Source organism: Dactylosporangium sp. CA-233914, from assembly GCF_050942935.1.
In the GTDB taxonomy this organism is placed as follows: Bacteria; Actinomycetota; Actinomycetes; order Mycobacteriales; family Micromonosporaceae; genus Dactylosporangium.
The window spans coordinates 3,446,076-3,460,350 of sequence record NZ_CP192030.1 but is presented as its reverse complement, the minus strand read 5'-3'; the positions used below and the strand labels follow the sequence as shown (position 1 = coordinate 3,460,350).

The following is a 14,275-nucleotide window of genomic DNA, read 5'->3' as shown; positions in this document are numbered from 1 at the left end:
GCCGCGCCGTGGCGGACGCGGCGCGGCGGGGAGCGGGAGTCGAGATCAGCCCGCGTCGATGGTCGCCTGGACCTTGCGCTGGGCGTCGTTGAGGAGCGCGTTGATGTCGGCATCCTTGCGCGTCAGTACCGCTTGGACCACCGTGTCGAGCGTCCCGTATGTTTCCTGCGTCTTCGCCGGCGGCTCGGGGACCAGCGCCATGGTCTGAGCGGAGGCGAAGTAGGCCGCATAGTTCTTCCGCGGCACGTTGACGTAGTCCTTCACCCATTCGAGATAGGTGTCGGTCGTCGCCTGGTCGAACAGCGAAAGCGTCGGTTCACCCACCGGCTGCTTGTCGGCCGCCTTGGCCTTCGCGTCCGCGACAGCCGCCTCCTGGCCGCTGTACTTGCGCAGCCAGAAGTGCTCCACCCACTTGATCGCGGCCTTCACCTGGTCCGCCGACGCACGCGGGTTGATGATCGCGACCGTCCCGCCGCCCAGCGTGCCCAGACCCCGCGCCGTCTGCGGCAGCGGGGCCAGGCCGAACGCGTCGGAGCTCATGCCGAGGTTCGACACCACCGTCTTGTACGCGTCAGCGCCCTGCACGAACATGCCGATCCGGCCGCCCGCGAACGCGTCCAGGGCGTCCTTGTATCCGATGAGGAAGTTCGAGCCGAACGTGTTGTCCTCCCACCGCAAGGCGCGGTAGAACTCCAGAACGCTGCGCGTGGCGTCATTGTCCACGCTCGCGTGCTTGCCGTCCGCCGACTCGATGGTGCTGCCGTGGGCATAGCTCATGGCGGTGAGCGCCCAGCCGCCGGTGTTGTCCTTCGTCATGCTCGCGAAGCCCTGCACGCCCGTGACGGACTGGATCGTCTTGGCGGCCGCGCGCACCTCATCCCACGTCGTGGGCGGCTTGTCGGGGTCGAGGCCCGCCTTCTTGAACAGGTCGCGGTTGTAGAGCAAACCCATGCTGTACGCCTGAACCGGCACCCCGTACGTGTGGTCGCCGGAGTCCTTGACGATCTTCTGAATGGCCGGGTTGATCCGGGCGGCCGTGGAGTCCTTGGGGATGGCAGCGGTGATATCGGCGACCTGCTTCCGAGCGATCAGCCCCTGCATCTCCGTGAAGGGGACGTAGAAGACGGTCGGGAGCTTGCCGCCGGCCAGCAGTGCTTGGAACGTGCGTACGTCGAAGACGGCTTCGTCGCCGGTGACCTTGATGCCTGGATTCGCCGCGGTGAAGTCGGTGATGTTGCGGTTGAAGTTGTTGAGCATCTCGGGCTGCTGGTTGTTCGGCATGCCCGCGACGGTGATCGAGACGGTGCCGGATGAGCCGCCGTCCGACCCGTCGCATCCGGCGACAAGGCCTGGCGCCGCGACGGCCAGGGCCGCTACCGGCGCGAGAAGCCGCATCCTTGTGCGGTTCATGAGTCTCCTTGGGGTGTCGTCGTGCTGGATCGCTCGTGGGAGCGGTGCTGTACGCGTCAGGGAGCGATGAGTCCACCGTCGCGTCCGCGGACCTGTGCGGCCCACGCGTCGTGTCCGGAAAGTCCGGCGGGGAAGCGGGCGGCGGCGGTCTCGTCGAGGTCGATCCCCCAACCGGGCGCTTCGTTGGGGCGCAGCCAGCCGCGTTCGATGCGAAGGGTTCCGGGGAAGACCTCGTGCACCGCATCGGCGTACACGTGTCCTTCTTGAATACCGAACGCCGGGCTGGTCACGTCGAGCGCGACGTTCGCGGCGGCGCCGACGGGCGATGTGTCGCCCGGACCGTGCCAGGCGGTCCGAACCCCGACAAGCTCGGCGGCGGCAGCGATCTTGCGCGCCGCGGTGAGGCCGCCGATGTCCGAGACGTGGGAGCGGATGAAGTCGACGCCGCCGCCGAGTACAAGCCGCGCGGCATCCGACAGCGACGTGGTGAGCTCCCCTACCGCGATGGGGACGGGCGAGGCGGCACGCACCTGCGGCAGGCGGTCCCAGTGCTCAGGTGCGACAACGTCCTCCAGGAAGAACAAGCGGTACGTCTCCAGCGAGCGAGCGAGCACGACGGCCTGTTTCGGCGTGAGCCTCGAGTGGACGTCGTGGAGCAGGGCGATGTCCCCGCCGAGGCGCGCGCGGGCCGCCTCGAAAAGCTCGGGAGTCCGGCGCAGGTACTCCTCGACACTCCAGCCGCCCGCATAGACGTCGTCGGTCTTCGCGGCCTGGGGCACCGCCGGGGCGCCGTAATGACCCGCGCCGGGCTGCCCCGTCTGCAGCCGGATGTGCCGCAGTCCTTCCTCGTGCAGCTTCTCGGCCTGCTCCAGCGTCTCGTCGATGGTCGCGCCGGCCGCGTGCAGGTAGGTGTCGGCGGCGGCGCGGACCTTGCCGCCGAGCAGCTCGTGGACCGGGCGTCCGGCGCGCTTGCCCGCGATGTCCCACAGCGCCTGGTCGAGCCCGGAGATGGCGTTGTTACCGACGGGGCCTTCCCGCCAGTAGGACGAGAATCGGGCGAGGCGCACGAGGTCTTCGATGTCACCCGGGTACCGCCCGATGACCAGCCGGGCGAGGTGCTCCTCCACGTAGGTCGCGACCGCGCGCCAGCGCTGCGTGAAGGTCGCGCAGCCCAGCCCGTACAGGCCGTCGTCGGTGGTCTCGACCTTCACCACGAGCAGCGGTATGCCCTCGGGCGCGGTCGCGATCGTCCGGACGCGCGTGATGCGTACGTCGTCGGGCGCGTCCCAGGGCTGGGCGAACGCTGACGCGGTCTGGGGCGTACTCATGCGGATGCCTCCATGACGGGTGCCTCGCCCTCCACGAGCGAGACGACGGGGGCCCAGCCGAGTGCGCGGCGGGCGGCGGACGTGTCGATGGGCGCCTGGCGAGCGTCGAACCGCTGCCTGCGTTCGACCCCGGCGGCGTAGCGGTCGAGAAGGTCCTCCGTGGACTCCTTCATGATCGTGTCGTCCGCAGCGACCAGGAGGGTGTGCATCCCGGAGAGCGGCTGGGTGAGCCCGCGCACGATCGCGTCGAGCGCATCGGACATCTCCAGGTAAGCCCAGCCCTCGCGGGCCAGCCGCGCCCGTTCGGCGGGAGTGTTGCGCGTCTGCTCCGCCCTGCGCCGCAGGGCGGGAAGGTCGCGGACGAGCGGGAAGCGCAGGGCCACGACGGTCATGTCCCAGCGGCTGCAGGCGAACGCGCCGATCTGTTCGTCCACCCACTTCGACAGCGAGTACGCGTCGTCGTGCGCGACGGGCGACGCCTCGTCGAGCGGGTAGTAGGCGGGCATGACGTCGTGGTGGTTCATCGGTACGCCGAAAGCGTTGATCGAGCTCGCGATGACCGCTCGCCGGACACCCGCCTCCCCGGCGCAGGCGAGGACGGTGAACGTCGCGGAGGTGTTCCCGACGAAAACGGCCCGCGGCGTGTCGAGGAGGGGATGCGCGATCGCCGCCAGATGCACGACGGCATCCACGTCCGCCAGCGCGTCTCGAACGAGCGCCTCGTCGGCGGCGTCGCCCGTCACGACGCGGTCCGCCCCCGTGGGTGCGGACCATGATCGGGACAGCGCCGTAACGGCGATGCCGCGGTCGACGAGCGCCGCGACGGTAGGGCGGCCGACGATACCGTCGGCGCCGGTGACGAGGACGCGGCCAGGTGGGGTGGACTCGGGCACGCGGATGATCCTCACTCTCAGGGAGCGGATTTGCGAAACTGGTTTCGCAGCAGACAAGCACGCCCCGCGAACGGTGTCAATACCCGGACGCGGACGGACTCGTGGGCGCGCACGATGAAGCGACCGCCCCCGCGAGGACGGTCGCCCGGTCGAGCTGGGGCCTTGTCAGGCGCTCAGGAGGAGGGACCGACCACGAGGGTCGGCTCGACGAGGTGCTCGCCCGGCGTGCGCTCGGGCGCCAGCAGGTCGGCGGCGGCCAGCCGGCCAAGCCGCTGCAGTTGCAGGTCGACGGTCGTCAGGCGCCGAATGCCCTGGTCGAGAACGACGCCTTCCCAGTTGTCCACGCCGACGACGGCGACGTCCTCGGGCACGCGCAGGCCCCGGGCGGCACAGACTTCGAGCACGCCCAGCCCGATGTGGTCGTTGCCGCAGAACACGGCGTCGAACGGGGTTCCGGAGTCCAGCAGCTCGATCATCGCCGCAGCGCCCCACCGGCTCGACCAGGACCCATGCAGCGTCTGCCCTGCTTGCACACGCCCGGCCGCCTCCAGCTCGGCGCGCATTCCCCGCTCGCGCAGGCGCACGGCGATGCTGGTGCGATCGCCGGTGATGTGGGCGATGCCCGTCCGGCCCCGTTCCAGCAGGTGGCGCGTGGCGAGGCGACCCGCGGTCTCGTTGTCGGGCAGGTAGACGACGTCCTCGGCATGGTCCGAAGCCGCGAACGCATACGTGACCGGCACGCCGAAATGGTGCGTCACCGAGGGCGAGATGCGCTCGTGACCGTCGCCGACAACGAGAAGGCCGTCGATCCGCCGGACCTGAAGCTCGCGTATGCTGTCCGTCATCTGCCGGGGCACGAGCAGGTCCTCGTCGAACACGAGCGACGCCTGCTGCAGTTCGCCGAGGCGCAGCACCGCGCCGATGAGGACCGGACCCGCGAACGTGCTGGCCGCACGGTAGGTCAGGATGCCCATCGTCCGGCTGCGCCCGAGCGCGAAAGAGCGCGCAAGCGCGTTCGGCTGGAAGTCGAGCCGCGCCGCGATCTCACGCACGCGCGCCCGGGTCTCCTCCGATATCCGGTCACCTCCATTGAGAGCCTTGGATGCGGTGGACAGCGACACTCCGGCGATGGCCGCGATGTCGCTCAACCGGACGCTACGGCTGGACATGCCGCAAGCATACCGGCGCGAGGGCGTTGACAGCGTCCGCCCGCCGAGGGGAGGATGCGGACTTGCGAAACCGGTTTTGCAACACCCCCGGACCTGTTCGCATCGTCTCGCGCATCCACCCCGACTCTCCTTGAGGAGTGCTCGTGCCCTGGACGACCCTCACCGCCACCCTCAAGACCCGACGCCGCGCGCGGCTCGCAGTGCTGGCCGCGCTCGCCGCCGTCATCGCCCTCCTGCCCGCGGCCCAGCCCGCCGCCGCCGGCACGGGACCCGTCGTGATCGGCGACTTCGAGCACGGCACCGATCCGTGGTTCCCCGTGACGACGGGTGCGGCCACGGCGACACTTACCACCACGACCGACGCGCCCGCCGGCGGCACGGCCTCGGCTCGCCTGCAGGCGAATGCGCCGAGCGGGACGGTCGAGATGGCCCGCGGCGTCCCCTCGCTCGACCTCCGGCAACTCGACCTGTCCGTGCGCAGCGCCGAGCTGACCGGCCTCGTCCTGCGCCTGGTCGACGCCACGGGTCAGGCACACCAGCAGACCCTCACGCTCAACCGCGGCACGCAGTGGCAGAAACTCTCGGTCTCCACCTTCGCGGGCGGCGCGCAGTACGTCCACTGGGGCGGCGCCAACGACGGCATATGGCACGGCCCGCTCACCCAGATCTCGCTGCTGATCGACGCGTTCCGCATCACGCCGGGGCCGGCCGTGACGCTCGACGTCGACGATGTCGTCGCGCAAGGGCCGCCACCGCCGCTGGCGATCGTGCCCACGACGCTCGGCAACGCCTTCACCGCCGGCGATCAGGTGTCCTTCGGCGTCCAGACCGCGGCGACATCGCTGCGCTGGTCGGTGCGCGACGCGCACGGCGCCGTCGTCGGCTCAGGCTCCGGCGCCCCGGCACAACTGCGGAACACCATCTCCCTCGGTGCGCTCGGCACAGGGTGGTACACGGTGGATATTGCCGCCGTGCAGCCCGACGGTACGACGGTGAACGGCGGCACGGACATCTCTGTGCTTCCCGCGAGCACGCTGCGGGAACGGCGCATCGGTGCCGCGACCCACTACGGCGGCCGGTGGCCGGGGGCGTCGGTCCCGTTGCTGGGGAAGGCCGGTCTCGGCTTCGCCCGCGATGAGGCGTACTGGTCGGAGGTCGAGCAGGTGAAGGGCGCGTACGCCTTCCCCGCGCGGGTGAACGCGTACACGGCGGGCCTGCGGGCGAACGACGTCGACTTCCTGCAAGTGCTCGATTACGGAAACGCGCTCTACCATCAGGGCGAGGCGCCTGCCACGGATGCCGGACGGGCGGGATTCGCCGGATACGCGCAGGCGTCCGTCGACCGCTTCGGCACGGATCACGCGGCGTACGAGGTCTGGAACGAGTGGAACATCCGTGACGCGAAGGGACCGGCGGGCGCGACACCGCAGAACTATGCGGCCCTGCTCGCCGCAGCGGCCGCGAAGGTGAAGGCCGCGCATCCGGACGCGGTCCTGGCGGGGCCCGCCCTCGCACCGATGAACGACTGGCAGGGCTGGCTCGACGGATTCATCGCCTCGGGCGGCCTGGAGCACATCGACGCGTTCTCAACGCACCCGTATGACTTCACGGCCGAGCCGGAGGCCTTCGAGGCCCACGTGAACGTCCTGAAGCAGAAGCTCACCGCGGCAGGACACCCGAACATGCCGATCTGGTTCACCGAACAGGGCTGGTACACGACCGCGAATCCGCCCGGAGTCGCGCCCGACGTGCAGGCGCGCGACCTGACCCGCGCGCAGTTGCTGGCACTCGGCGACGGGATCGGACGCTATACCGTGTACGACTTCAAGGACGACGGCACCGACCCGGCGGACGCCGAACACAACTTCGGGATGATCCGCAACGAGTCCGACGCCCGGGGCGCGTACACGCCCAAGCCCGCTTTCACCGCGGAAGGTGTACTCACACGTCAGACGGCACAGCGGCCCGTACGCTCGGTCCTGTCGCTGGGCAGTGGGCGCTACGGAGTCGAGTTCGGCCCGCGGTCCGGTGAATCCGCCGGCACGCGGTTGCAGGCGCTGTGGGCGCTGACACCGCAGACGTGGAGCATCCAGGCGACCGGATCGGTGACCGTCACCGACCTCTATGGCGGCAGCACGGTGCTCGCCCCGGACGCCGATGGTCGTGTGCACGTCGCCGTGGGTGTCGATCCGGTCTATGTGCAAGGTGCATTGGGCCAGGTCACGCCGTCCTCGCCGTTCTCGCTGGCGGTGACGGGGTCGGTCAGCGGGGTCGCGCCGGACGCGACATGGCACGTCGCGAACACCGGGACGTCGGCGCGGAGCCTCTCGCTCGTCTCGGACGGACTGACCACTGCGGCGTCGGTTCCGGCCGGCGCCACGCAGAACGTCCCGGCGACCCTGGCACCCGCCGGGGTCGGTCAGCGTACGTGGACAGCGGTTGTCAACGAGGGCGGCCATGCCATCGGCGTCCTCACCGCGACCGCGAAGGTCGTCCCCGCACTTCAGCTGTCCGGCACGCACGCACTGAGCAGCACCGGAGCGGACGTGCTGCGGCTGAGGGTACTCAACCGCAGCAACCACGCGGTACGCCTCGACGGCGTCTCGTGGGCCGTCGGCGCTACGAAGGGGACGGTCCTCGCCGGCGCGGATGTCGCGAGCGGCACCACCGCGGTGGCGGACGTGCCACTCACAGCCTTCGGAACCTGGTCGGCAACCGTCTCCGGCCCGTCATCCGACACCGCGAGCGGCGTTGTCGTGGCTGCGGCCTCGGTGGCGGTGGACGTTGCGTTCCACACGGTCAAGGTCGACGGCGTGGTCGATCGCGACCTGGAGAAGTTGCCCGCGCAGACGCTCGGCGAGGACGAGCAGGTGATCACCGGTTGGAAGGGGCCGCAGGACCTCAGCGGACGACTGTGGATCACGCACGATGACAGCAAGTTGTACATCACCGCCCAGATGACCGACGACGTCCGGTCGCAGCCCGCGCGCGGCGCCTCGATCTGGCAGGGCGACAGCCTCCAGCTCGGGTCCTCGCCCGGCTGGCCCGGCGAGGGCGGCCGTCCTGTCAGTGAGATCGGCACAGCGCTGACCGATGCCGGCCCGGTCGACATCACCCGATGGCTGCCGGTCAGCGGTGGCACGGACGGCGTCACAACGGCTGTGAAGCGGGACGAGAAGACGAAGACGACCACCTACGAGCTCGCCGTGACCTGGGCGGCTCTTGGAGTCGACGCCAAGGACCGCATCATGGCCGCGACCATTGCGATCAACGACAACGACGGCTCCGGACGCCGCGGCTGGAGCACATGGGGCAGGGGCGTCGCCGAGTCGAAGGACCCTGCCCTGTTCCACGCGCTGCGGCTCATGCCAAAGGGTGGCGACGAGGTCGAACTGTCCGCGCACGCGAGGCCGGCCTGCCTTTCGTCCGGCGCCGCCGTTGCGGTCGACGTGACGAATCAGGAGCGCCGGGCCGCCAGCATCCGCATCACGACTCCATGGGGTTCCCAAGAGTTCCGTGGTGTGGCGCCGGGAGCGCGGGTGTCCCACACGTTCCCGGTCGGGGCGGCTTCGCTCGCGGCCGGGAAGGTGACGGTGGACGGTTCGGTTGTCGCGGCAAACGGGAGTCCGTCGTATCAGGTACGGCAGGTGAGGTATTCGCGGATCGTCTGCTCCTGACCTCCGCCGGCCGGGCCGTGGGGCGGCTGCTTCGGCACCGTTCCACGGCCCGGCGTGCGGTTCAGTTGCGGATGGTCCGAGCCCAGACGGGCCAGTGCAGGCCGACGCCCAACTTGGCGGTCAGCACAAGCTGGTAGTCGTGCAGCAGGCCCAGGTCCGCACGGATGCCTCGGGGATCGACACCGTGATCGAGCGCGAAGGCGGCAGCGGCACCGGCGGCCTCGCCGATGTTCCACTCGACCGGATGCAACCGGTAGCAGCCGTTGGTGATGTGCGTGGTGCCGATGTTCTTGCCACCGGCCAGCAGGTTGTCCACCCGCTGCGGGATCAGCGCACCGAACGGGATCTCGAACGGGTAGCTCGACACGTCCACATAGGTGCGGGGCTTGCCGTCGGCGCCGGTCGACGGGTGCAGGTCGATGCGGTAGGAGCCCAGGCCAACGCTGTCGTGGTAACGCTCGGCCCCGTCCGGCAGTCCGGCCAGCGTACGGGCCTTGACGCCGACGTGCGCCTCGACGACCCGGGTTTCGGCGAGGATGCGACGCGATTCGCGGATGTAGGGCCGCATCGCCAGGCCGTCGGACGTTCCGGTGACGTCAGGACGCAGGCGCAGTCCGGGGTATCCGGTCGCTCCGCCCAGGGCCGGTGCCGCGGTCTGCATCCAGTACAGGAACGACAGCGCCTGCTCGCGGGACTGCGCCAGGTGCCGGTCGCGATCCGCAGCGGGGACACCGAGCAGTGGCCCGCCCCAGTAGTCGATCTGCGGCCAGTTGACCACGGTGATGTCGGAGGCGAAGGTCCCGGGCTGGTAGTGGGCCACCGACAGGATACGGCGGTAGTTCCAGCGGTCCTGGTGGACACCGCCGCGCGGCGAGTCCGGCGCGGCGAAGATCGGCTCGGTGCGCTCCTCGAGGGTCATAGGCACCACGTCGGTCCAGCTGAACAGCGGTGCCGGCCAGAAGTCCGGCTGGTACTCGCACCACGTGTCGTATGCCGCCGGCCTGTCGATCGTGTGGTCCTCGCCGGGCCTGTAGTCCAGCGCGAAGCACCAGCTGATCGCCTGCTGGTCCAGAGGCGCGGCGACCCCCTCGACGGCGTGCAGCTCACCGGTGTCCTCGCGCGACTCCGCGCCGATGACGTGTTCGACGCCGCCCAGCTCGATCAGGTCACCGAGCTCGGTCGCGTCGATGAAGTACGGCGCGGTCACGATGATCTCGCCGCCGCCGCGCTTGTCGCGCAGCGTCACCGCGGTGACGCGGTCACCGTCGGCATCCACGCTGATCGGCGCGTGGTCGGTCAGCACGACCAGCTGACCGCCCGAGGCGAACGGGGCGAGCATCTCCTCGATCACCGCCAACGCCACCCGTGGCTCGTGACACAGCGCGCTCACGGCGCCCTGCCCCGGGTTGAGCCGCACATCGGCCCGCGCGTCCGGGATGAGGGGATAACCGCGCTGGTAGTACGCACGGATCCGCTCGCGCAGGTCGGCGTAGGAGCGGGTGCGGCCGATCGCCTCCACCCACGGGTGTTCATCGGGTGGCACGATCTGCGTGGTCAGCTGGCCGCCGAGCCATGGCGACTCCTCGGACAGGATCACCCGACGGCCCAGACGCAGCGCGGCCAAGGCCGCCGCGATCCCACCAAGGCCTCCGCCGACGACGGCAACCTCCGTCTGTCGCTCCCTCACCATCACACCTCATTCACACGAAGCTCTGGATGAGACGTGATAGTAGCGCATTACGTAATGCGCGTAAATTTCCATGCAGCGAGCTACAACGATGTTTCGGCAGCCGGTGTCAGTGCGGCACACGAATCTCGCACGGCAGCGTCGAACGCACCGGCGCGGACTGCGGGTCGTCGAGAAGGCACAGCAGCAGGCGGACGGCTTCGCGGCCCATTTCGCGCCGGGGAATCGCCAGCCCGCTCAACGCGGCACCCTCTTCATCGTCGGGTGCTCCGCCCAAGCCGATCACCTGAACATCGGATCCGCTCCCGCGGACGGCACGCTCCAGACTGGACGCCGTGCGTGCGTTTTCCGCGATCAGGCAATCAACGCCGAGGCCCCGGCCGCGCTCGATCAGCTCGGCGTACTCGCTGTCGGCCGCGTCCGCCGGTAGCGCCAACATGAGCGGCTCGCGTCCCGCCGCCAGCATGGCCGCCCGAAACCCCGCCTGCCGGCCCGGCACCGACTCAATATGATCGACAACGTCGACGTATGCGGGTCGCCGGCCGTGAGTGAGTACCGCCTCGGTCAGCCGCCGGGTCGCACCCTCGTAATCCGCGGCCACGTACGACAGCTCCAGCCCGGCGATGTCGTGCCGACCGAGGTAGACGAAGGGAAAGCCCTCGTCGGCGAGCCGGCGGATCTCCTCGACCCGCTCATCCCACCCGATCAGCACTCCGCCGTCGGCCAGCTGCATCCCATTCGTGCCCTGCGGGAACAACGACCGGCGGCCGGCGGCGTCCTTGGCCGCGGTCAGCAGCAACAGGTTGTACCCGGCCTCCTCGGCCGCCTCCTCGATGCCGACCAGGAATTCGTGGAAGAAGTCCTCGTTCGCCAAGGGAAACAACCGCTGGAACGTGAATACGCCCACCAGCCGATTGGATCCGCCCGCCAGCCCTCGCGCCGCGAGATTCGGCGCGTAGCCGAGCTCCCGGACCGCCTCCATGACCCGCTGCCGGGTCGCCTCCGAGATCCGGATGTTGCCGTACTGCCGATTGTTGATCACCGACGACACGATCCCCACCGACACGCCGGCCCGCCGGGCCACGTCGGACTGCGTCGGACGCTTCCGGCGGGTGCTCGCCCCCATTCCGTCGCCTTGCCCGGAACGCGCCGCCTTAGCCAACCCTCGAACCCCTCACGTGAGCCGTCGCCGCCGCCCGGGCCCGAGCGGCTGACCCATTATCGGCCCGCGGGGTTTCCGATAGGCAGGACCGATGCCCGACGCCGCGCCTCAGCCAACTCGTCGGCCTTGGACATCGGCGTGATCCTCGTGCGTCAGATTCAGGAGGGCAGGGTCAGTGGGAGCGGGACGAGCCGGCAGCGCTGCGCCAGCGGGAAGCGGGCCAACACCTCGGCGATAAGGTCGCCCATCCGTGTGGCGGACGGTCCGTAGAGGTACAGGGCGGTCTCTCGCGGGCCTTGCCAGTACGACTGCATGCTGCCCTCTGCGCCGAGGCTGTCCAGCAGTGCGGCCACGAGGTCGTTGATGTCGCTGGTCGCGTACACCTCGTCCGGCAGGTCGGTGCCGTTGAGATACACGGCCAGTCCTTCGGTCACGCCGAACGTCACCGGCTCGCGCTCGTCGAGCCGAGCCGTCGATCCCTTCGGCGCGCCGGCCTTCTCCAGGGTGGCCGTCACCAGTTCGAGCACCGCGGGCCCGTCACCCTCGACGTCCAGATCGATGTCGCAGCACGTGGGCTCGCGGTCCGCCGTCATCAAGGTGCCGCCACCGGTGACGCAGCTGCCGGGCACCTGAACGTCGAGCACGGTCTGGAGCGGATCCTCATACAGGGCGCCGCGATCCAAGGGACGGAGTCTGGCGTTGAGGGTGATCCACAGTTGGTCCGGCACATTGAGCACGCTACCTGTAGAGATCGCTCGCCGGTGTCCGAGTCGCGCGGAGCGTCTGCCGCTGGGGCGTCGCGTCGCGGTTCGTCGCGTGCCGGCGCCGAGCGTGAGCGGCTGACCCATTATCGGCCTGCGGGGTTCCGAAGCCCGTCAGCCTGGTTGAGGCCGGGCAAGGTCAAAGCCGTCGGCGGGCCCGGCCGCTCAGGGGCATCAGTTGCGCAGATAGGCGAGGACGGCCAGCACGCGGCGGTGATCGGTGTCAGCGGGTGGCAGGTCGAGCTTGATGAAGAGGTTCCCGATGTGCTTGGTCACGGCGGCCTCGCTGACGGCCAATGCTTCGGCGATGGCACTGTTGGAGCGTCCTTGGGCGATGAGCGCGAGGACCTCACGCTCACGAGGCGAGAGACGTTCGAGCGGAGCGCTCCGTCTACCTCTGCGTATCAGCTGCCGGACGACCTCGGGATCGACGACCGCCCGGCCGGCGGCGACCTGCGCCACCGCGGCGGCGAACTCCTCGATGTCACCGATGCGGTCCTTGAGCAGATAGCCCACGCCCGCGCCGCCCGCCTCCAGCAGCTTGGCCGCGTAGGTCTGCTCGACGTACTGGCTGAGCACCAGCACTGCCAGGCCGGGCCGCCGGCGTCGGACGTCGAGCGCCGCCCGCAGCCCCTCGTCGGTGTAGCCGGGCGGCATTCTCACGTCGGTGATCACGATGTCGGGGCTGTGCTCCACGACGGCCTGTTGCAGTGCGTCGCCATCGCCGACGGCAGCGACCACCTCGTGGCCGAACCGGTGCAGCAGGCCGGTGAGACCCTCGCGGAGCAGGACACCATCCTCGGCGAGGACTACTCGCCGACTGACGTGGTCTCGGTCTGATCGCAAGGCAACTCCACGGTGAGCGTCGTCGGGCCGCCGGGCGGGCTCGTCAGGACCAGTCTGCCGCCGACCGTCGAGACCCGGTCCGCGAGCCCCACGATGCCCGTCCCCCGCTGCGGGTCGGCGCCGCCCACGCCGTCGTCCTGCACGGTGAGCATGAGCCGGCCGGAGACGACCTGCCCGGTCACCGACGCGTGCCGGGCGCGGCTGTGTCTGACGATGTTCGCCAGTGCCTCACGTACGACGAAGTACGCGGCCGCCTCGACGGCGGGCGGCAGGCGCCGCGGCACCGGTAGCTCAACGGTGACCGGAATGCCCAGCTGGTCGGCCAGCTCTTCGACAGCCGCCGGCAGACCGTGGTCGGTGAGCACTCGCGGATGGATCCCGTGGATCAGCTCCCGTAGCTCGCTGAGCGTCCGTTTCGCCTCGTCGTGCGCCCGCACGACGAGATCACGGGCCGAACTGGACAGCACACCACCCGGCTCGGGCAGCTCCGTCCGGGCCAGGCCGAGGGTCATCGTCAGGACCACGAGCCGCTGCTGGGCACCGTCGTGCAGGTCACGTTCGATGCGCCGGCGCTCGGCGTCGAACGCCTCAACCAGCCGCGAACGTGATCGGGACAGCTCGGCCACCCTCGCTCGCAGCTCCTCCTCGCGCGGTGCGAGCAGTGTCCGGGCCAGGGTGGCGTGCAGACCGGTGATGGCCAGCAGCAGGTACACCGCGACGACGGCGACCATGAGCCCGATCGGGAGGGCGGCCCAGGCTTGTGGCTCCGTGGCGATCACCCAACCCGGGTAGCCCTGGATCGTGGCGTCCGGCGGGCTGTTGACCAGCAGCGGCCAGGCCGCCACCAGCAGCAACGGCGAGACCACCGCATATACGGTGACCAGCAGTTCCACCGGCAGCAGTACCGCCACCAGCAGCGTGTACGCCAGCTCACGCCAGGTCGCCGGTTCCCGCAAGCGCGTGCCGAGCCAGCCCCGAAGCCCGGCCCGCTGCGGAACCCCATGCGGCGACGCGAGCGGCTCCCGGTCGACCAGGAGCAACCGCCGCCGCTCCACGGCCGCCACCGGCAGGCCCAGCAGCGCCAACGCGATCAGCACGGGCACACCGACCAGGGTCGGGCTCAGCACCACCCCCGTCGCGGCGAGCAGTGTCGCGGCGGCCAGCGCGACCGCCGCGCAGATCACACCGGAGAGCTGGTAGGCCAGCGCCCGCCACGGCCAACCCGACGTCAACAGACGCCACGGTGGTAGCCGCAACGCCTGCCAGGATGTCATCGGGTGCACGTCCACGATGGTACGGGCTGGACACGCCCCGCCCCGGCCGCACGGAGGAGCCCACGAGG

The 14,275-nt window shown here is 70.1% G+C and carries 10 protein-coding genes and 1 pseudogene; 1 reads left to right on the top strand and 10 read right to left on the bottom strand.

Annotation, left to right across the window (positions count from 1 at the left end; all coding sequences use genetic code 11):
- Positions 1–45: 45 nt before the first annotated feature.
- The 5 genes and pseudogenes from ACQPY0_RS15975 to ACQPY0_RS15955 form a co-directional block, all read right to left on the bottom strand.
- On the bottom strand, positions 46–1,410 hold the full coding sequence (locus tag ACQPY0_RS15975; RefSeq protein WP_432989438.1) for an ABC transporter substrate-binding protein: 1,365 nt from the start codon (positions 1,408–1,410) through the stop codon (positions 46–48).
- Positions 1,411–1,466: 56 nt separating this feature from the next.
- Positions 1,467–2,738 (bottom strand): enolase C-terminal domain-like protein, encoded by a 1,272-nt coding sequence (locus ACQPY0_RS15970; RefSeq protein WP_432989436.1) that lies wholly within the window; start codon positions 2,736–2,738, stop codon positions 1,467–1,469.
- Positions 2,735–3,631, bottom strand: coding sequence for an NAD-dependent epimerase/dehydratase family protein (locus ACQPY0_RS15965; protein ID WP_432989434.1), 897 nt, complete (start codon positions 3,629–3,631; stop codon positions 2,735–2,737). Before ACQPY0_RS15965 ends, ACQPY0_RS15970 begins: the two co-directional genes overlap by 4 nt.
- Positions 3,632–3,804: 173 nt before the next feature.
- Positions 3,805–4,476 carry a substrate-binding domain-containing protein gene (locus ACQPY0_RS15960; RefSeq protein ID WP_432995266.1) on the bottom strand — a complete coding sequence of 224 codons (672 nt, stop codon included), beginning with the start codon at positions 4,474–4,476 and terminating at the stop codon, positions 3,805–3,807.
- Between the two features lie 228 nt (positions 4,477–4,704).
- Positions 4,705–4,800: pseudogene (locus tag ACQPY0_RS15955) on the bottom strand (hypothetical protein); the annotation flags it as partial.
- A 143-nt stretch (positions 4,801–4,943) separates the two neighbouring features.
- Here ACQPY0_RS15955 and ACQPY0_RS15950 point away from each other — a divergent pair.
- The gene (locus ACQPY0_RS15950) at positions 4,944–8,477 is read left to right on the top strand and encodes a hypothetical protein (protein WP_432989432.1); all 3,534 of its coding nucleotides are present in this window, start codon (positions 4,944–4,946) and stop codon (positions 8,475–8,477) included.
- A gap of 61 nt (positions 8,478–8,538) precedes the next feature.
- Here the strand turns inward: ACQPY0_RS15950 and ACQPY0_RS15945 are convergent, their stop codons facing one another.
- The 5 genes from ACQPY0_RS15945 to ACQPY0_RS15925 all read right to left on the bottom strand — a co-directional run bounded on the left by ACQPY0_RS15945 (position 8,539) and on the right by ACQPY0_RS15925 (position 14,207).
- Positions 8,539–10,167 (bottom strand): FAD-dependent oxidoreductase, encoded by a 1,629-nt coding sequence (locus tag ACQPY0_RS15945; RefSeq protein WP_432989431.1) that lies wholly within the window; start codon positions 10,165–10,167, stop codon positions 8,539–8,541.
- A gap of 106 nt (positions 10,168–10,273) precedes the next feature.
- Positions 10,274–11,290, bottom strand: a complete 1,017-nt coding sequence (locus tag ACQPY0_RS15940; RefSeq protein WP_432989429.1) for a LacI family DNA-binding transcriptional regulator — start codon at positions 11,288–11,290, stop codon at positions 10,274–10,276.
- A 194-nt stretch (positions 11,291–11,484) separates the two neighbouring features.
- Positions 11,485–12,054, bottom strand: coding sequence for a hypothetical protein (locus ACQPY0_RS15935; RefSeq protein ID WP_432989427.1), 570 nt, complete (start codon positions 12,052–12,054; stop codon positions 11,485–11,487).
- A gap of 207 nt (positions 12,055–12,261) precedes the next feature.
- Positions 12,262–12,933 (bottom strand): response regulator, encoded by a 672-nt coding sequence (locus ACQPY0_RS15930; protein ID WP_432989425.1) that lies wholly within the window; start codon positions 12,931–12,933, stop codon positions 12,262–12,264.
- Positions 12,897–14,207: a sensor histidine kinase gene (locus ACQPY0_RS15925; protein ID WP_432995264.1), complete on the bottom strand. Its 1,311-nt coding sequence runs from the start codon at positions 14,205–14,207 to the stop codon at positions 12,897–12,899. The genes ACQPY0_RS15930 and ACQPY0_RS15925 overlap by 37 nt, the downstream gene beginning before the upstream one ends.
- Between the last annotated feature and the right edge of the window lie 68 nt (positions 14,208–14,275).